General features: G+C 73.4%; 21 protein-coding genes. 11 read left to right on the top strand and 10 right to left on the bottom strand.

All coding sequences use genetic code 11. The features are described 5' to 3' along the window. Positions 1 to 162: 162 nt before the first annotated feature. The gene (locus AB8735_RS23475) at positions 163 to 435 is read right to left on the bottom strand and encodes a hypothetical protein (protein WP_344020556.1); all 273 of its coding nucleotides are present in this window, start codon (positions 433 to 435) and stop codon (positions 163 to 165) included. Positions 436 to 442: 7 nt separating this feature from the next. Beyond that, entirely contained in the window at positions 443 to 1,312 is an 870-nt protein-coding gene (mca, locus tag AB8735_RS23470; protein WP_344020492.1) for a mycothiol conjugate amidase Mca, read from the bottom strand. Between the two features lie 103 nt (positions 1,313 to 1,415). Between mca and AB8735_RS23465 the strand changes: the two genes are divergently transcribed. Both AB8735_RS23465 and greA read left to right on the top strand, forming a co-directional pair. Continuing rightward, entirely contained in the window at positions 1,416 to 1,826 is a 411-nt protein-coding gene (locus tag AB8735_RS23465; protein WP_344020494.1) for a DUF4307 domain-containing protein, read from the top strand. 221 nt (positions 1,827 to 2,047) lie between these two features. Beyond that, positions 2,048 to 2,545 (top strand): transcription elongation factor GreA, encoded by a 498-nt coding sequence (gene greA / locus AB8735_RS23460; RefSeq protein ID WP_344020496.1) that lies wholly within the window; start codon positions 2,048 to 2,050, stop codon positions 2,543 to 2,545. 120 nt (positions 2,546 to 2,665) lie between these two features. On the opposite strand, the gene AB8735_RS23455 is transcribed toward greA, so the two are convergent. The 3 genes from AB8735_RS23455 to ilvA all read right to left on the bottom strand — a co-directional run bounded on the left by AB8735_RS23455 (position 2,666) and on the right by ilvA (position 5,984). Then, positions 2,666 to 3,526 (bottom strand): ABC transporter permease, encoded by an 861-nt coding sequence (locus tag AB8735_RS23455; protein WP_344020498.1) that lies wholly within the window; start codon positions 3,524 to 3,526, stop codon positions 2,666 to 2,668. Next, a complete protein-coding gene (locus AB8735_RS23450) occupies positions 3,523 to 4,494 on the bottom strand; it encodes an ATP-binding cassette domain-containing protein (RefSeq protein ID WP_372409147.1) in 972 nt (323 codons plus the stop codon). The genes AB8735_RS23455 and AB8735_RS23450 overlap by 4 nt, the downstream gene beginning before the upstream one ends. Before the next feature lie 170 nt (positions 4,495 to 4,664). Beyond that, on the bottom strand, positions 4,665 to 5,984 hold the full coding sequence (gene ilvA, locus AB8735_RS23445; RefSeq protein WP_344020502.1) for a threonine ammonia-lyase: 1,320 nt from the start codon (positions 5,982 to 5,984) through the stop codon (positions 4,665 to 4,667). 156 nt (positions 5,985 to 6,140) lie between these two features. On the opposite strand from ilvA, the gene AB8735_RS23440 reads away from it, so the two are divergent. Together AB8735_RS23440 and AB8735_RS23435 are read left to right on the top strand one after the other, a co-directional pair. Further along, positions 6,141 to 6,641 carry a MarR family transcriptional regulator gene (locus AB8735_RS23440; RefSeq protein ID WP_344020504.1) on the top strand — a complete coding sequence of 167 codons (501 nt, stop codon included), beginning with the start codon at positions 6,141 to 6,143 and terminating at the stop codon, positions 6,639 to 6,641. Between the two features lie 112 nt (positions 6,642 to 6,753). Then, positions 6,754 to 7,191 carry a sigma factor-like helix-turn-helix DNA-binding protein gene (locus AB8735_RS23435; protein WP_372409144.1) on the top strand — a complete coding sequence of 146 codons (438 nt, stop codon included), beginning with the start codon at positions 6,754 to 6,756 and terminating at the stop codon, positions 7,189 to 7,191. Between the two features lie 250 nt (positions 7,192 to 7,441). Here the strand turns inward: AB8735_RS23435 and AB8735_RS23430 are convergent, their stop codons facing one another. Beyond that, positions 7,442 to 8,587, bottom strand: coding sequence for a cystathionine gamma-synthase (locus AB8735_RS23430; protein WP_344020506.1), 1,146 nt, complete (start codon positions 8,585 to 8,587; stop codon positions 7,442 to 7,444). Positions 8,588 to 8,864: 277 nt separating this feature from the next. Here AB8735_RS23430 and AB8735_RS23425 point away from each other — a divergent pair, with 277 nt between their 5' ends. The 3 genes from AB8735_RS23425 (at position 8,865) to AB8735_RS23415 (ending at position 11,252) form a co-directional block, all read left to right on the top strand. Then, entirely contained in the window at positions 8,865 to 9,953 is a 1,089-nt protein-coding gene (locus tag AB8735_RS23425) for a hypothetical protein (RefSeq protein WP_372409142.1), read from the top strand. 81 nt (positions 9,954 to 10,034) lie between these two features. After that, on the top strand, positions 10,035 to 10,703 hold the full coding sequence (msrA, locus tag AB8735_RS23420) for a peptide-methionine (S)-S-oxide reductase MsrA (RefSeq protein ID WP_372409141.1): 669 nt from the start codon (positions 10,035 to 10,037) through the stop codon (positions 10,701 to 10,703). A gap of 126 nt (positions 10,704 to 10,829) precedes the next feature. Further along, entirely contained in the window at positions 10,830 to 11,252 is a 423-nt protein-coding gene (locus AB8735_RS23415) for a hypothetical protein (protein WP_344020512.1), read from the top strand. Here AB8735_RS23415 and AB8735_RS23410 read toward each other — a convergent pair. Beyond that, positions 11,221 to 11,457 (bottom strand): DUF2180 family protein, encoded by a 237-nt coding sequence (locus AB8735_RS23410; protein ID WP_372409139.1) that lies wholly within the window; start codon positions 11,455 to 11,457, stop codon positions 11,221 to 11,223. The two genes, AB8735_RS23415 and AB8735_RS23410, sit on opposite strands and share 32 nt — an antisense overlap. A gap of 15 nt (positions 11,458 to 11,472) precedes the next feature. Further along, positions 11,473 to 12,429 (bottom strand): LysR family transcriptional regulator, encoded by a 957-nt coding sequence (locus AB8735_RS23405; RefSeq protein WP_372409137.1) that lies wholly within the window; start codon positions 12,427 to 12,429, stop codon positions 11,473 to 11,475. 338 nt (positions 12,430 to 12,767) lie between these two features. Between AB8735_RS23405 and AB8735_RS23400 the strand changes: the two genes are divergently transcribed. Both AB8735_RS23400 and AB8735_RS23395 read left to right on the top strand, forming a co-directional pair. Next, complete coding sequence (locus AB8735_RS23400; protein WP_372409135.1) at positions 12,768 to 14,018, top strand: CynX/NimT family MFS transporter; 1,251 nt, start codon at positions 12,768 to 12,770, stop codon at positions 14,016 to 14,018. Between the two features lie 40 nt (positions 14,019 to 14,058). Further along, entirely contained in the window at positions 14,059 to 14,394 is a 336-nt protein-coding gene (locus tag AB8735_RS23395; RefSeq protein ID WP_344020519.1) for a hypothetical protein, read from the top strand. Between the two features lie 12 nt (positions 14,395 to 14,406). Here the strand turns inward: AB8735_RS23395 and AB8735_RS23390 are convergent, their stop codons facing one another. Further along, a complete protein-coding gene (locus AB8735_RS23390) occupies positions 14,407 to 15,660 on the bottom strand; it encodes a glycosyltransferase (protein WP_372409133.1) in 1,254 nt (417 codons plus the stop codon). 135 nt (positions 15,661 to 15,795) lie between these two features. Between AB8735_RS23390 and AB8735_RS23385 the strand changes: the two genes are divergently transcribed. Then, positions 15,796 to 16,149, top strand: coding sequence for a DUF6247 family protein (locus AB8735_RS23385; RefSeq protein WP_344020560.1), 354 nt, complete (start codon positions 15,796 to 15,798; stop codon positions 16,147 to 16,149). Continuing rightward, on the top strand, positions 16,146 to 16,418 hold the full coding sequence (locus AB8735_RS23380) for a hypothetical protein (protein ID WP_372409131.1): 273 nt from the start codon (positions 16,146 to 16,148) through the stop codon (positions 16,416 to 16,418). The genes AB8735_RS23385 and AB8735_RS23380 overlap by 4 nt, the downstream gene beginning before the upstream one ends. Positions 16,419 to 16,422: 4 nt before the next feature. On the opposite strand, the gene AB8735_RS23375 is transcribed toward AB8735_RS23380, so the two are convergent. Next, on the bottom strand, positions 16,423 to 17,676 hold the full coding sequence (locus AB8735_RS23375) for a DUF2786 domain-containing protein (protein ID WP_372409130.1): 1,254 nt from the start codon (positions 17,674 to 17,676) through the stop codon (positions 16,423 to 16,425). Positions 17,677 to 17,731: the final 55 nt, after the last annotated feature.

Genomic DNA, 17,731 nt, shown 5'->3' with positions numbered 1-17,731 from the left:
CGTGCACTGTCGGGCCGGACCACCGGACCGTCGGAAAGGCTGGGCGTCGGAAAGGCCGGGCCGGCGCCGGGCAGGCCGGGCGGCACGCCAAAAGACCGGGGCACGCCAAAGGGTCCGGCGGCACCTTGGGGGGTGCCTCCGGACCGGACCGGCCGGAGCCGGTCAGCCCTTGGCGGGCTTGGCCCCCGACGCGTCGGCCGACGGGTCGGCGGCGGCCGCCGCCAGGCCCGCACCGGCGGCGGAGGTCTCCGGCGCCTCCACGAAGTCGACCTTCTTCATGTGCTTGGTCATCGACTTCATCAGCAGCCAGACGGCGGCGCCGATGACGGCGAAGACGATGAAGCCGAGCACACCGGGGGTGACCTTGTTCTTGTCAAGCTCCTCGCCCGCGAGGGGCACGAGGTGAGTGACAGCGAGGGAGGCAGTCGCGCTCATCATGGGGTCAATTGTTGCGGATGCCCGCGAAGAGGTCGTCCTCGGGGAGGGAGGTGCTCACGAGGGACTTGGCGAGCTCGTACTCCTCGGTCGGCCAGATCTCGCGCTGGATGTCCAGCGGCACACGGAACCAGCCGCCGTCCGGGTCGATCTGCGTGGCGTGGGCGATCAGCGCCTTGTCACGGATCTCGAAGAAGTCGCCGCACGGGACGAAGGTTGTCAGGTCGCGGTCGCGGCCGATGCTGTCCCAGCGCTCCAGCCACTCGCCGTACGGGGACTCCATGCCGCGCTCGATCAGCGCGTCGTGCAGGGCCTGGGTGCGCTGCCGGTTGAAGCCCTGGTTGTAGTAGAGCTTCTGCGGCTGCCAGGGCTCGCCCGCCTCGGGGTAGCGCTCGGGGTCCCCGGCCGCCTCGAAGGCCACCATCGAGATCTTGTGGGTCATGATGTGGTCGGGGTGCGGATAGCCGCCGTTCTCGTCGTACGTGGTGATCACGTGCGGCTTGAACTCGCGGATCAGCTTCACCAGCGTCCCCGCCGCCTCCTCGACGTCCACCAGCGCGAAGCAGCCCTCGGGCAGCGGCGGCAGCGGGTCGCCCTCGGGCAGCCCGGAGTCCACATAGCCCAGCCACTCCTGCTTGACGCCGAGGATGTCCCGCGCCTCCGCCATCTCCTTGGCGCGGACCTCGTGGATGTGCTCCTCGATGTAAGGGTCCCCTTGGAGCTTGGGGTTGAGGATGGAACCGCGCTCCCCACCCGTGCAGGTGGCGACCAGCACGTCCACCCCCTCGGACACGTACTTGGCCATCGTGGCCGCGCCCTTGCTCGACTCATCGTCGGGGTGGGCGTGAACGGCCATCATTCGCAGCTGCTCAGTCAAGGCTCGATCCTCAGTCACTCGTCTCGGCAGACGCCTCCTATAGTGACCGAAGCGGGAGGCATTTCATTCCGCGTTCACACATCGCACCCAGGAGGAAACGATCATGGCTGCGCAGCGCGAGGCCCTGCCCGAGGGGCGTTACGGCCGCTCGGCGGACGAACGCGCCGACCGCAAGCTGAAGATCGTCGGCGGTGTGCTGGGCGCGGTCCTGCTCGCCCTCGTCGGGTGGATGGCTGTGCACTACATCACCAAGTCGTCGGAGGTGAACGCCCAGCTGATCCGGTCGAAGACCATGTCCGACACCTCGGTCCAGGCGGTCATCGAGGTGCGCAAGGGCAAGGACGAGAAGGCCGTGTGCACCCTGCGCTCCCGCGCCTACGACGGCTCCGAGGTCTCCCGTCTGGACGTGCCGCTCGACCGCGCCGAGGAGCACTTCACCGAGCGGGTCACGCTCCGCACCACCGCCCGGGCCCGCTTCACGGACCTCGAGGGCTGCCGCACCGTGCAGAACTGATCGCCGGGGTGGGAAACACCCGGGAGCGATCCAGGACACACACGCATTGACCTGCGTTGATGCGCTTCTTGCGCGTTTTCTCCCCTCAGCTCCTTCCCCCATTCCGGACGTAATTGTTAGGCTCGTGGTTTCGCCCGCCTTTGGAGGTGCACCCTTCTGAGTAGGGCGTTCATTTGTATCCGTGACCCCCAAGTTTTCCCCAGCACCGACGAGGAGCACCTGTGACCCAGACCAGCGACAACGTCACCTGGCTGACTCAGGAGGCGTACGACCAGCTCAAGGCCGAGCTGGAGTACCTGTCTGGTCCCGCTCGCACGGAGATCGCGGCCAAGATCGCCGCGGCGCGCGAGGAAGGTGACCTGCGAGAGAACGGCGGGTACCACGCGGCCAAGGAGGAGCAGGGCAAGCAGGAGCTCCGTGTGCGTCAGCTGACCCAGCTGCTCGAGCACGCGAAGGTCGGCGAGGCCCCGGCCGCCACCGGTGTGGTCGCCCCGGGCATGGTCGTCACCATCGCCTTCGACGGGGACCCCGAGGACACCCTGGCGTTCCTGCTCGCCTCCCGCGAGTACGCCAGCTCGGACATCGAGACGTACTCCCCCCAGTCGCCCCTGGGCACCGGTGTGAACGGCAAGAAGATCGGCGAGGACGCCGAGTACGAGCTGCCGAACGGCAAGAAGGCCAAGGTCCGCATCCTGGACGCCAAGCCCTACCAGGGCTGAGCCCCGACGCCGCCGTACGGCCCCGGACCGCGTGACGGTCCGGGGCCGTACGACGTTCACGGCACTTGTCGATCGGCCCGCGCCCCCCGGTCACCCTGCGGCCGGTCACCCTGCGGCCGGTCATCCCGTCGCCGAGCGGTACTTGCGCACCGACAGCCACCGGAAGACCACGATGATCAGCGCCGACCAGATCAGCGACGCCCATACCGGGTGCTGCATCGGCCAGGCCGAGGGCACCGGATAGCCCGGCGGCAGGTTCCCGAAGAGCTCGCGCGCGGCCTGCACCGTGGCGCTGAACGGATTCCACTCGGCGATCACCCGTAGCACCGTCGGCATGTTGCCGGACGGCACGAAGGCGTTCGAGATGAACGTCAGCGGGAAGAGCCAGATCAGCCCGCCGGAGGTGGCCGCCTCGGGGGTCCGCACCGTCAGCCCGATCACGGCGCCGATCCACGAGAACGCGTACCCGAGCAGGAGCAGCAGCGCGAAGCCCGCCAGCGCCTTCAGGACGCCCTCGTGGATCCGCCAGCCCACGATGACGGCGACCACCGCGAGCACCACCAGCGTCAGCGCGGTCTGCACCAGATCGGCGAGCGTCCGCCCGGTGAGGACCGCGCCGCGCGCCATCGGCAGCGAGCGGAAGCGGTCGATGAGCCCCTTGTGCATGTCGTCCGCGATGCCCGCGCCCGCACCGGCGGTGGCGAAGGTCACCGTCTGCGCGAAGATGCCGGCCATCAGGAACTCGCGGTAGAGCGAGGACTTCGTGCTGCCGCCCACGGCGATCGAGCCGCCGAAGACATAGCTGAACAGCACCACGAACATGATCGGTTGGACCAGCCCGAAGACCACCACCTCCGGAATCCGGATCATCCGGATCAGATTGCGCTGGGCGACGACCAAGGAATCCCGGACGGACTGGGTGACGACCCCGCCCCGGGAGGGCACCGGAGCACGGTGCCGGGCACCGCCGACGACACTCATGGGACAGCCCCTTCCTTCCGCTCCTCCGCTTCGGCGGCGTGGCCGGTGAGCGAGATGAAGACGTCGTCCAGAGTCGGGCGGCGCAGGCCGATGTCGTCGATCCCGATGCCGCGGGCGTCCAGTTCGCGGATGATCTCGGCGAGCAGCCGGGCGCCGCCCGAGACCGGCACGGTGATCCTGCGGGTGTGCTCCTCGACGGCGCAGTCGCCGTCGCCGAACCGGCGCAGCACCTCGTCCGCGGTGGTGATGTGCTCGCGCCGGTGCACGACGACCTCGACGCGCTCCCCGCCGGTCCGCGCCTTGAGCTGGTCGGAGGTGCCCCGGGCGATCACCCGGCCGTGGTCGACGACGGCGATGTCGTGGGCGAGTCGGTCGGCCTCCTCCAGATACTGGGTGGTGAGCAGCAACGTCGTTCCGCCGGCGACCAGTTCCTCGATGACCTCCCACAACTGCTGGCGGTTGCGCGGGTCGAGACCGGTGGTCGGCTCGTCCATGAACATCACCGGCGGGCTGACGACCAGCGCCGCCGCGAGGTCCAGCCGGCGGCGCATGCCGCCCGAGTAGGTCTTGGCGGGCCGGTCGGCCGCGTCGGCGAGGTTGAAGCGGTCCAGCAGCTCCCCCGCCCGCTTCTTCGCCTCCCGGCCGCCGAGCTGGTAGAGCCGGCCGACCATGCGGAGGTTCTCACGCCCCGTCAAGTACTCGTCCACAGCGGCGAACTGGCCGGACACTCCGATGCTGTGCCGCACCGCGTCGGGCCGCTTGAGCACGTCGATGCCGGCCACGGAGGCCGACCCGTGGTCGGGCCGGATGAGCGTGGTCAGCACGCGCACGGTGGTGGTCTTCCCCGCGCCGTTGGGACCGAGCAGCCCCAGGACCGTCCCCTCCGGGATGTCGAGGTCGACGCCGTCCAGAGCCCTTACCTCGCCGAAGGCCTTGACCAGGCCTTCGGCGTATATCGCGCCCGGCATGGAGCTTCTCCCCGTTCGGTGAACCCGCTCGGTGACGTCATACTGAACTTTACGGTCACCGACCGCATTCCGCCTTCTGAACGGAAATTCCGGATATTCCACTCCACTTGTGCGGGCGACAGCTCGTACGGGTTGTACGGGCGACAGTCCTCAGGACATGGCGCCAGTCCTCAGGACATGACGAGATACCCCGCCTCGCGCAGCGCCGCGCGCACGGCCGAGCAGTGCTCCTGCCCCTTCGTCTCCAGGTGCAGCTCGACCTCCGCCTCGGTGAGCCCGAGCCGCGGATCGGTGCGCACATGGCTGACGTCCAGGACGTTGGCGTCCGCCGCCGACAGCACCTCCAGCAGCGCGGCCAGCGCCCCCGGCCGGTCGGTCAGCCGCAGCCGCAGCGACAGATAGCGGCCCGCGGCCGCCATGCCGTGCCGCAGGACGCCCTGCATCAGCAGCGGGTCCACGTTCCCGCCCGACAGCACCGCGACGACCGGCCCCTCGAAGGACGAGGGGGCCGCCAGCAGCGCCGCCACCGGGGTCGCCCCGGCCGGCTCCACCACCAGCTTCGCCCGCTCCAGGCAGAGCAGCAACGCGGCGGCTATCTGGTCCTCCGAGACCGTGCGGACCTCGTCCACCAGCCGCTCGACGATCCCGAACGGCACGTCGCCCGGCCGCCCGACCTTGATCCCGTCCGCCATCGTCGCCGGCGCCTCCAGCGTCACCGGGTGGCCCGCCTTCAGCGACGGCGGATACGCGGCGGCGCCCGCCGCCTGCACGCCCACGATCCGCACGTCCGGCCGCAGCGCCTTGACCGCCACCGCGATCCCGGCCGCCAGACCGCCGCCGCCGATGCCCACCACGACGGTGCGCACCTCCGGGCACTGCTCCAGGATCTCCAGCCCCACGGTGCCCTGCCCCGCGATGACGTCGGGGTGGTCGAAGGGGTGGATGAAGACCGCGCCCGTGCGCCGGGCGTACTCCTGCGCGGCGCGCAGCGTCTCGTCCACCACCTGTCCGTGCAACCGCACTTCGGCTCCATACTCCCGGGTGGCCGCCACCTTCGGCAGCGGCGCCCCCTCGGGCATGAAGACCGTCGACCGCACGCCCAGCAGGGAGGCGGCGAGCGCGACGCCCTGCGCGTGGTTGCCGGCGCTCGCGGCGACGACGCCGGCCGCGCGCTCCCGGGCGGACAGCCCCGCGATGCGCACATAGGCGCCGCGGACCTTGAACGACCCGGTGCGCTGCAGGTTCTCGCACTTGAGGTGGACCGGGGCGCCGATCAGGGCGGACAGGTGCCGGCTGCCCTCCAGGGCAGTCGTCCGCGAGACCCCCGAGAGCACCTTCTGCGCCTGGCGCACGGCGTCGAGCGTCACGGACAGCGGGCTCCCGCCGGGCGGAGGGCCGGGCTCCGGGCCGTCCTGCGGGCGGGGTCCGGACGCGGGGGCGGAAGCGGGGGACGTCACCGTGCCGTCCCCGTCACCAACTCGTGCAGCCATGCCGCCCAGTCTCGCAGGCCCGGGCCCCTCATGGACCCCCCTGCCCCCACCAATCGACCGGTTTGCCGAGCGACGGTACGCACGCCCGCCGGGCCGCGTACTCTGTCCCCCATTCACGAGCAATTCCAGCCCGCCGCACGAAGTGAGTCCCCAGCCATGCCCACCCCTCCGGACATGACGACCGACCTCGCACCAGGTGTCCTCGACACTCTCCAGCACCAGGTTGCCGTCTTCGCCCGCCGTGCAGAACAGACCCGCCTCGGCGGCGTCGGCCGGATCCACAACTCGATGGACCGCGCCGCCTACCTGCTGCTCAACCGCCTCGACCAGGAAGGCCCGATGGGCGTCAAGGCGCTCGCCGCGGGCATGGGCATCGACTCCTCGACGGTCACCCGCCAGGTGGCTCCGCTCGTCGACACCGGGCTGGTCAAGCGCACCTCGCACCCCGAGGACGGCCGGGCGGTCGTCCTCCAGCTCTCGCCCCGCGGCAAGGCCCGCCTCGACGAGGTCCGCGCCTCGCGACGGCAGTTGATGGAGCTGTGCACCGAGGGCTGGACCGAGGAGGAGCGCGCGCTGTTCTGCACCCTGCTCACCCGCTTCAACTCCGCGCTCTCCGACGTCCACAGCGCGCTGCCGCAGGTGCCGCCGGCCTCTTGACCCCGCCGGGCGCCCGCGCTTGTCATGAAGGTGTCCCCCGCCGGACAGCACCGGACGTCGACACCGGGCATCCGCACCGGGGGCGTCACCGAGGCGCGCGGGGGTGCACCGGATGCGCGAGGGGCGGGCGGCCGTCGCGGCGCGCCGCGACCGGGAGTTCGACGCCTTCGTCGCCGGCGCGGGCGGCCGGCTGCTGCGCACCGCGCTGCTGCTGACCTGCGACGCGGCCGCCGCCGAGCAGTTGCTCACCCTGTCCCTGGCGAGCACCTACGCCGCCTGGGACCGCCTCGGCGGCGACGATCCGTACGACCTGGCCCGGCAGGAGCTCGTCGCCCGCTTCGCGCGCTCCTCCCGGCGGCACCGCCGCGCCCACGACGGCGTCCTGGGCCGGCTGACCCCGCGCGAGCGCCTCGTCGTCGTCCTGCGGCTGCACGAGGGGTTCGCGGAGGAGCAGGCCGCGGCCGCTCTGGGACTGTCGGCGGACCGGGTCCGGGCGGTCTGCGCCCGGGCGGTCGCCGCCCTGTGCGCGCGGCCCCGGGGCGCCCCGTGAACTCCTACGAGCGCGACCGCGAGGCCGTCCGCCGGCTGCTGGACTCCTGCCGTCCGGCCGTCCCGCCCGGGCTGGCCGCACGGGCCGCCGGGCGCGGCCGCCGGCTGCTGCGCGGGCGGCGTGCGCTGCGCGCGCTGGGCTGGACGCTGCTGGTCGCGGCGGCCGTCGCGTTCTGCGTCCGGGCCGCGCTCGCCGGGCCATGGGCGGTGCACCCCGCGGACACCGCCCCGCCCCGTGAGGCCCCTCCGGCTCAGCCGAGCGCCTGCTTGATGTCCGCCAGCAGGTCGTCGGCCGACTCGATGCCCACCGAGAGCCGCACGAGGTCCGCCGGAACCTCCAGCTGGGAGCCGGCCGTGGACGCGTGCGTCATCCGGCCCGGGTGCTCGATGAGCGACTCGACGCCGCCCAGCGACTCGCCGAGGGTGAACAGCTGCGCGCGGTTGCAGACCTCGACCGCCGCCTCCTCGCCGCCCTGGACGCGGAAGGAGATCATGCCGCCGAAGGCCCGCATCTGCTTGGCCGCGACCTCGTGGAGCCGGTGCTCCGGCAGGCCCGGGTAGAAGACCTCGGTCACCTTGGGGTGCGCGACCAGCAGCTCCGCGATGCGCGCGGCGTTGGCGCTGTGCCGGTCCATGCGGACGGCGAGGGTCTTGATGCCGCGCAGCGTCAGCCAGGAGTCGAAGGGCCCGGCGATGGCGCCCATCGCGTTCTGGTGGAAGGCGAGTTCCTCGGCCAGGCCGGTGTCGGAGGTGACGAGCGCACCGCCGACCACGTCGGAGTGGCCGCCCATGTACTTCGTGGTCGAGTGGACGACGACGTCGGCGCCGAGCGACAGCGGCTGCTGGAGGTAGGGGCTGGCGAAGGTGTTGTCCACCACCAGCCGCGCCCCGCCCTCGTGCGCGACCTGGGCGACGGCGGCGATGTCCGTGATGCCCAGCAGCGGGTTGGAGGGGGTCTCGACCCAGACGACCTTGGTGTTCGGCCGCAGCTCGGCGCGGACGGCGGCCGGGTCGGAGGAGTCGGCGACGGACCACTCGACGCCCCAGCGGCTGACGACCTTGGCGAACAGCCGGAACGTTCCGCCGTAGGCGTCGTTCGGGATGACCACGTGATCACCGGGGCTGAGCAGGGTGCGCAGCAGGCAGTCCTCGGCAGCCAGGCCGGAGGCGAAGGCGAGGCCCCGGGCGCCGCCCTCCAGCGCCGCCAGGTTCTCCTCCAGGGCGGTGCGGGTGGGGTTGGCGCTGCGGCTGTACTCGTAGCCGCCGCGCAGGCCGCCGACGCCGTCCTGCTTGTAGGTGGACACTTGGTAGATGGGCGGCACGACGGCCCCGGTCAGCGGGTCCGGCTCCTGCCCGGCGTGAATGGCGAGGGTCTCGAAGGCATGCTGGTCGCTCATTGACCCGAGAGTAGTACCCGCATTACCGGAATACTGCTGTTCACTTGTAACCGGCACATGAACGATCGTCCGGTGTCCACGACGACCTGCGGGAACGCCCCGGGGCCGCGCCCCTCCGGAACGTTCGGCGCCCCTCCCTCGTCCTTACTACGTCACTTCTTCTCGACAAACCTCGACATCAACAAACCCTCGACATCGACAAGCACAGCCTCTCAACAGCACAGCCTTCTCAACGGCACGGCCTCTCAACGGGTACAGCCTCGAACCGGGACAGCTCATGGAGTTTCTGGCGATCCTGCTCGCCCTCGTCATCATCTGCGGCATCGTCGTCGTGCCCGCGATGCGCCGTCGGCGCGCGGAGCAGGACGCGCTCCGGGGCGCGGGCGCGGCCGTGGACCCGGCGCACGGCCATGGCCTCGTCCCCGTCGAGCGCCTGGACGTCCGCCTCCCGGGCCCCGACCCGGAGCTGCTCGCCGCCGTCGAGGAGGCCCGCCGCACCCAGGACTGGAAGCCGGCCGCCGAGCTGCTGGCCCGTACGCCCGCCGGCACCGCCGCCGAGCTGCGCTGGCAGCGGGTGCAGACGCTGGCCGGGGCGGCGGCGCAGGAGCTCGCCGAGGCGCCCGGCACCGGCGGCATGTGGCTGCGCCACTGGCGGGTGGTGGCGCCCAAGGACGCGGGCGGGGCGGCCGTCCAGGCCGAGTTCCTCGTCCAGCAGGCGCTGCGCGACCCGTCCTCGCAGGACTACCGCATGATCCTGGAGGAGGCCCGCACGGTCTGCGCCGAGGCCGCCCTCCTCGCCCCCGGCGACCCGACGCCCTACATCGTCGAACTGGGCGTGGCCCGTGGCCTCGGCGCGAGCGCCGCGGAGTTCCAGTCCGTCTGGGAGACCGTGGTCTCCCGCGCACCGCAGCACATGGGGGCGCACCTGGCGGCGCTGCGCTACTGGAGCGCCAAGTGGCACGGCTCCCAGGAGGAGGCGGACGCCTTCGCCCAGCGCGCGGCCGGCGGCGCCCCCGCGGGCAGTCTGCTCCCCGCGCTCCCCCTCTTCGCGGTCCACGACCACCTGCCCGACGTCGTCCTGGTCCGCAGCCTCTTCGACGGCGTCGTGGTCCGCCGGGCCGTCGAGGCCGCCCTCTACGCCGTGGCCCACGCCCCCGCCGACCACCCCGTCCTCCCGCACGTCCGGCATCTGCTGGCCTGGTTCCTGGTCAACGGCGAGCAGTACGGCCCGGCGCTGGAGCAGTTCCGCGCGGTGGACGGCCACATCGGGGCGATCCCGTGGACGTACGAGCAGAACCCGGCCGCGGCGTACGCGGCATACCGCGCGCGGGCGGTCGCGGGCTGGGAGCAGAGCCACCGGCGCTGAGCCCCTCCCGAAGCGGGAATTCCCCCCGGCGACCGCACGTTGTCGCCGGTGAACCGCCGTCTCCCCGGACCTGGAGTCGTGATGCTCTTCCCCCACCTCCGCCACGATCTTCGCCTGCCCGCCGAGGAGGAGGCCCTGGCGGGCCGCCCCGAGCCCGCCTTCCCGCTCGCCGGGCGCCACGCGGTCCTGGGCACCCCGCTCGCCGGCCCGTACCCCGAGGGACTGGCCGTCGCCGACTTCGGCCTGGGCTGCTTCTGGGGCGCCGAACGCCGCTTCTGGCAGACCCCCGGCGTCTGGACGACCCTGGCCGGCTACCAGGGCGGCCACACCCCGAACCCCACCTACGAGGAGGTCTGCAGCGGCCTGACGGGCCACACGGAAGCCGTCCGCGTCGTCTACGACCCCTCCCTCGTCCCCTACACCGCCCTCCTCAAGCTCTTCTGGGAGTCCCACGACCCCACCCAGGGCTTCCGCCAGGGCAACGACCGCGGCACGCAGTACCGTTCGGCGGTCTACACCCACTCCCCGGAACAGCAGGCGGAGGCCGAGGCCTCCCGCGACGCCTACCAGTCCGTCCTGCGCGGCTCGGGCTACGGCGCCATCACGACGGAGATCCGCCCGGCGGGCCCGTTCTTCCCGGCCGAGGACTATCACCAGCAGTACCTGGAGAAGAACCCGACGGGCTACTGCGGGATCGGCGGGACGGGCGTCTCCTGCCCGGTGGGGATCGCCCCGGCGGACGGCAACTGACCGGCTGAGGCGGGCAGTTGTCGCGGGCGCGGACCGGAGGCCACCGATCGGGGGACCCCCTCCCCCACCGCCCGTCCCGGCGACCGGCCGACCCCGGGCGGGCGCTCCCGCCCGCACCCTGGCTCCATGGACAAGAGCTATCTCACCGAACTCAGGGACATGGCCATAGCCACCGGGTGCCCGACGCCCGCGTGCGAGCACTACGAGGTCACGGTCGCCAATGAGACGATGCACTCGCTGGTGCTCACGTCCGCGGACGTGAGCGGCTCCTTCGAGGAGGCGCCGGGCAAGGGGCATGTGCTGCGTCCCGGGGAGTCCGACACCTTCCGGGTCGACTCGGTCCACTTCCCCTGGGAGTCCGGGGCGGCCACGCTCCGCTATCAAATGGCGGGAACGCCGGTGGGGTTCACGGCGGTGGGCGGGCCGCCGGGGGCCCGGTCGTCGAGCGCCATGGTGGAGGGGCACGGCTGCGAGTACTACGCGTGCGCCATCGACGCGGCGCAGGGCCGGACGCTCGTCAGGCTGATGGAGACGTATGCCCTGCGGTGACCGGGGCGGAGGCGGCGTGGCAGGTGGCGCACCACAGCCGCCGTACCCGCGCGGGGGCGTGGGAGGCGCCCAGGCCGCTGGGGCGGCGGAGCTCCGGGCGGGTGACGCGGAGGTGGGCGGGGCAGAGGCCGGAGTTGCAGCCGTGGCAGACGGCGACAGCGGGGGTGCCGGTGCCGTCGGCGGCATGGCAGTCGTAGCAGTTCATGGTCGGTGTTCTCCTTCAACGTTCCTCTATGGCCGGGGTGTTCGACGCGCGGCCGTTCCCGATGCGGCGGCAGGCGGCGACGAACCGTAAGGCCACGTCCTCGTCCGGGCCGGCGCGCCGGACCACGGCGATCTCCGTCCGGGGCGCGGGCGGCCCCAGCGGGCGGATGCGGAGGTCCGCGCCGCGGCCGAGCCACTCGGCCACGCCACGGTCCAGATACGCCACTCCCGCTCCGGAGGCGACGGCCGCGGCCACGTTGACGTCGTCCGGCTCCTCCCGCAGGGGCCGGGAGGAGCCGCCGTCCTGCCGGGCGACGTCCATGATCCTGTCGTGGAGGCCGGGCGCGAGCGGGCGGGGCCACATGACGAGCGGCAGGTCCGCGTCCGCCGGGGAGGCGCCTCCCGGGCGGAGTTGGACGAGTTCCTCCTCGCCGACCACCGTCACGCACAGACCGTCCGCCCCGAGGGGCGGCCTGACGAACGCCAGGTCGACGCGGCCCGCGCGGACCAGCTCGGCGTTCCGCGCCGACCAGCCGGACTCCACGGAGACCGGGACGCCTTCGCGCGCCCGGAACTCCGCGACCATCTCCCGCTGGCGCAGGGCGTGGCCCGAGCCGCTGAAGGCGACCCGGACCGGGCGCGCGCGGCCGGCCGCCGCGTCCTTGATCCGGCCCCTGATCGCATAGGTGCGCCGCAGGAGCCCCGGCGCCTCCTCCCGCAGCTCCTCGCCCGGGAGGGTGAGCGACAGCCTGCGGTTGTCGCGGCTCAGCAGCTGGGCGCCCAACTCCTGCTCCAGCACCTTCATTTGGTGCGAGAGCGTCGGCTGGCTGACTCCGCAGCGAAGGGCCGCCCTCCCCAGGTGGAGCTCGTCGGCCACCACGACGAAGTACTCGAGGCGGCGCAGCAGACCGGATAGGGCGAGCGAGGGCTCTTCGTCGCACCGCACGCGCTCGACCTCCCCGTCCCGGCACATCGATACATGGCAAAGAAACACGACAAAGAAACGCGACAAAGCTGCCGCAAGCATGACTTTCTTACGTCAGAGAGCGTAGCAACTTTGGACAGCGTTGCAACTTAGACAGAGTCCAAACAAGCCTCCGGCGCCGTGACACACACCACCCCGGCACCGGTAGGGCTGCGGAAGAGCACCCCACCTGCCCCCTTAGCGATCAACTAGCGATCAATAGAAGGTCTTTATTGGACGCCCGACACCCACCGTGCAACTGTCGCTGCCCCACGGACGATCAAGCGCCACGCACATCCAACTGCCCTGTTCAGACAGCGACTTCGCACGCCCGGGAAGGACGGCCCATGACCCCACCCCTCGTATCCCGCGAGGCGGCGACCCCGCCCGCCGTCGCCGCCCCCGTCCCCGGCGCTCCCCCTCACCGCCGCCTGCTCCCCTACGCCCTGGCGGTGCTCCTCGTCGGGATCAACATGCGGCCCGCCATCGTGGCCGTCTCCCCGCTGCTGGACGACATCCGCCACGCCACCGGCCTGTCCAACGGCGGCGCCGGCGCGCTGTCCACCCTGCCGCTGGTCTGCTTCGGCGTCTTCGCCCCGCTCGCGCCAAGGCTGGCCCGCCGCTGGGGCATGGAGCGCACGCTGGTCGCGGTGCTGGCGGTGCTGCTCTGCGGCACGGCGGTGCGCCTCGTCCCGGCGCCGTTCCCGCTGTTCGCCGGATCGTTCCTGGCCGGTACGGCGGTGGCGGTCGCCAACGTCGTCGTCACCGCGCTGATCAAGCGGGACTTCGCCCACCGTGTGGGGCTGATGTCCGGCCTGCACACCACCATGCTCGTCGGCGGCGGCGCGGTCGCGGCCGCCACGACCGTCCCGCTGCGCGACGCCCTGTCGCTGTCCTGGGCCGGCGGTCTCGCCCTCTGGAGCGTCCCGGCGCTGGTGGCGCTGGCGGTCTGGGCCCCGCGGCTCCGGCACCGGCGGGAGCGGCCGGCGGCCCCGGCACGGCCGGACGGCGGCTCGGTGTGGCGCAGCGGAACGGCCTGGGCGGTCGCCCTGTTCTACGCGTTCCAGTCCCTGCTGTACTACACGGCCACCACGTGGCTGCCGTCGTTCGCCGTCGGCCACGGCTGGTCGGAGAGCGGCGCCGGGGCCCTGCTGGCGGTCTGCATGGGCTCCGCCGTGATCACCTCGCTGCTGGTGCCGGTGCTGGCCCAACGCGCGCGGCGGCAGGGCCACTTGGCGGTGGCGGGCACCGCGCTGTGCGTCGCCGCGTTCGCCGGGATGCTCACGGCACCGGCCGGACCGGCCGCCGTGGTGTGGGCCGTCCTGCTGGGCCTCGGCCTGGGGGCCGTGCTCTCCCTGGGCATCACCTATATGTCGCTGTGCGCCCGCACCGCGCACGAGGCGGGACTCCTGTCCGCGATGTCCCAGTGCGTGGGCTATCTGCTGGCCGCCGCGGGCCCTGTCGCCTTCGGTGCCGCCCGTGACCTCACCGGCGGCTGGACCGCGGGGCTGGTCGCCCTGGTGGTGCTGGCGGTGCCGATGGGGATCACGGGGGCGGTGGCGGGCCGCGGGCGCCGCGTCGGGCGGGGCGCCGCGTAAGGTCGTCGAGCCCCGCCCCGACCCGGAAGAAGAAGAAGCAGTGCAAAGCGACGAGCCCCTGCCGCCCCCGGCCCGGGCGACCCTGGAGGCCCTGCTGGCCGGGGCCGATCCCGCGCTGCGGGCACAGGTGCCCTACGCCCGGGTGGCCGGGCGGTGCGGGTGCGGGTGCGTGACGGTGGACCTCGCGGTCGACCGCACGGCGGTGGCGCCGGCCCCGGCGGCGGGGAATCCGGTGGCCGACGGGTGGTACGCCGCGCCGGAGGGCACCGGGGTCATGGTCTTCGCGCGGGACGGCTACCTCTCGCTCCTGGAGGCGTACGGGATCGACGGACCGGTCACCGCATGGCCCGAGCCGCGCTTCCTCGAACGGGGCTGAGGCGGCCGCCCTTCACAGCCCCGCCAGCCGGTTCACCGCGGCGACCACCGGAGCCGTCCCGTCCTCCGCACGGATGCGGGCCCCCAGCACGCGGGCCCGCTCGCGGTAGGACGGGTCGGTGGTGACGCGCACCAGGGCGGCGATCAGGGCGTCCGCGGTGAGGCGGCGCAGCGGTACGGGGCCGGGCGAGACGCCGAGGGCGGTGAGGCGGGCGGACCAGAAGCCGGCGTCGAACTGGAGCGGCAGCGGCACGGCGGGCACTCCCGCGCGCAGGGCCGCCGCCGTGGTGCCGGCCCCGGCGTGGTGGACCACGGCGGCGACCCGCGGGAAGAGCGCGGCGTGCGGGAGTTCGCCGACGGTGAGCAGGCTGTCGCCGTGGGCCTCCAGGCCGCTCCAGCCGCGCTGGACGATCCCGCGCAGCCCGGCCGCGCGCAGGGCCCGTACGAACGTGGCGCTCAGCCGCGCCGCCCCGGGCACGGTGGCGCTGCCCAGTCCGACGAAGACGGGCGGCGGTCCGGCGGCGAGGAAATCCCGTACGCGCGGCGGCAGTTCGCCGGAGCCGGGCGGGTCGTGCTGCCACCAGTAGCCGTCGACGGTCAGCTCCGGGCGCCAGTCGCGGGGGCGGGGGACGACGAGCGGGCTGAAGCCGTGGTGGACCGGCCAGCGCCGCCGTTCGCGGGCGCGCCGGGCGGCGCGGGTGCTGCCCGGCGGGAGGCCGAGGCGGACCCGCAGGGACCGGATGGCCCCGGCGAATATGGCGTCCACGGCGGCGTTGACGGCCCGCCCGGTGAGCCGGTTGCCGGCCGCGCCCCAGGAGCGGGTGCCCGTGACACAGGAGGCGAACTCGCCGGTGGGCGCGAGGGGTTGGAGGTACACACCCATGCCGGGCAGCCCGAGCCCCTCGGCGAGGGTGTACCCGAGCAGGCCCAACGAGCTCGACACCAGCAGGACATCGGCGTCCTGCGCGGCCTTCAGCAGGTCCTCCGCCATCTCGTCGACGCAGGACCTGGCCAGCGCCACCACCCGGGCCAGCTGCCCGGCACCGGTGGAACACCGCTGCAGGGCACGCCCCTTCTCGGACTCCATGGCCTCGCGCGGGTCGGTGGACAGCGGGTGGAACGCGAGCCCCGCGGCCCCGGCCAGCGGGGCGAAGCGGGCGTGCGTGACCAGGGTGACCTGGTGCCCCGCCCGCGTCAGGGCGTGTCCCAGCCCGGTGTAGGGAGCCGCGTCACCACGCGAACCGGCGGTCATCAGGGCCACTCGCATGGGCGGCAGTATGCCGTGGGTGACGGCGACGGACGCCCGCCCCGAGCGAACAGCGTCACCCGTTCGGAGGGCGGGGGCACGATACCCCTGGGTAGGCTGGCGAGGAGCACAAGGATCGCTCCCATGGGAGAAGCAATGACCACGTCGGCCGCCGGGCAACCCCTCATTCCCCAGCCTCCCGCGACGGTGACGGCTCTGCGGCAAGCGGTCGCACAGATCGCTCCGGTGGCACTTCCCGCCTTCACCCGCGAGCTGGATCAGGCTGCGGACCAGTCCCGACAGGGCTCGGACCTGGCGCCGTTGCAGCGGTTCGTCGCCCAGTGGGCGGTCTATGTGCACATCCAGCGGCAGCCCCGGCTCGCCGCCCGGCTCCGGGAACTGGAGGACCTGGCGGCGACCGGCGACACGGCCCAGGTGCGGGGCGCGGCATCGGAGATCGGCCGGATGCTGGACGACGCGCACGCGGCCCTGTCCCTTCTCCCGCGGTGAGCCGCCCCTGGCGCCGGGAGTACGACCCCGACGCCGAACACGTCACCGGAGGAGTGCCCGCCGGGGTCGTGACCGAAGTGGAGCGCCTCGCCGGCCAGTTGACGGACCTGGCCCAGATGGGCGTGGACATCGGCGACTTGGGGAACGGCCCCCGGCCGGGCGGCCTTCGCCGCATGGACGCGGCAGGCGGCTGGTTCTACTTTCTCGCCTCTCCACGGGACCAGTTGCTCGTCGTGGTCCGGATCGTCCCGCCGTACGACGGGTTGTAGACCCCTACCGCAACCGCGCCTCGTCCGCCGCCTCCCGCCCCCGGGCCCAGCCCTCCGCGTCGCGCCCCCGCAGCCGGTGCGAGGTGGTGGTGGGGAAGAGGCGGTCGGCGGTCTCGCCGACGGCGAGGTCGCGGGCGGCCAGGACGGGGAGGACTTCCGAGGGGGCCTGCCGGGCCGTCGCGTCGCGGGCCGTGGTCGACAGGCGGTCGCCGATGCGGGACGCGTAGGCGATGAGGAAGGACTCGCGGAAGTCGCGGGTGCGGCGCGAGCGGCGGCCCTGATGGTGGGCGTCGGCGGCGCGGCGCATGGCGGTGTCGGCCTGGACGAGGAGCGAGGTGTACATGAGCTCGACGAGCTCCAGGTCCGCATCGAAGCCGACGACCGTCGAGAAGCCGAGCTCGGACGACCACACCGCGCGGCAGTGGTTGGCCTCGGCGACCGCGCCGAGCAGCAGCGCCTTCGCGGACTCGTAGGGGCCCTCGACGCCGAGCCGGCAGGACACCGGGCCGCCGTCCGCGGCCGCGTCGGCGGCCGGGAGCAGCGCCGCGTCGATGGAGTGGCGCGCCATCAGCTCCTGCGCCTTGGCGGAGAACGCCTCGGCCTCCTCGGGGAAGTCCGTGGACTCGGCCTTGGCGAGCAGCGCCCGGATCCGGCCGAGGGTCTTCGCCGGGGCACCGACAGGCGGGGCACCGACAGGCGGGGCGCAGAGGGGCGGGGCGGCGGGGCGGCGCCCGGAGCGGGACGGTACGGGGCCCGCCGGCTCGATGCGCGGCAGGCCCTCGACCAGCCGCAGCGCCGCCAGGGCCACCGCGACGGCCTCGAAGCGGGCGATCCGCTCGCGCCGGGCGAAGCCGTCCAGGAACGCGCCGTCGCCGTCCCACCACACGGTGGCGTCCAGTTCGTCGAGCTGCCGCTGCCAGCGGCCGGGCAGGGTGCCGGACGGATACCGGCGGGCCTCCGCCGCGACGGCGTCGACGACGAAGCGGGCCGCGGCGGGCGCGGCGTCCCGCCGGGCGAGCCGGACGGCGTCCGCGGGCTGCCAGCCGCGCTCCCAGGCGCCGCGCACCGCGGCCTCGGCGGCGCGCAGCAGCGCCCGGCCGAGCGCCCGGGGCCCGGCGGGGGAGGCGGCGAGGGCCGAGGCCGAGGCGTCGGCGGCGTCCTCGGCGTCCGCGGCGGGGAGTGCGCGCAGCCTCCGTACGGCCGCCTCGACGGCCTCGCGGAGCGCGGTCTCCTCCGGTGCTTCCCGGCGCTTGCCCATGGGGGGACTTCCTTCGGTGAACGACGCGCCGGGCGGCGGCCGCAGCGATCGGCGG

Source organism: Streptomyces luteireticuli (assembly GCF_041519305.1).
GTDB lineage: Bacteria > Actinomycetota > Actinomycetes > Streptomycetales > Streptomycetaceae > Streptomyces > Streptomyces luteireticuli.
Note: the sequence above shows the minus strand (reverse complement) of the source record. Positions and strands in the feature narration are given on the sequence as shown.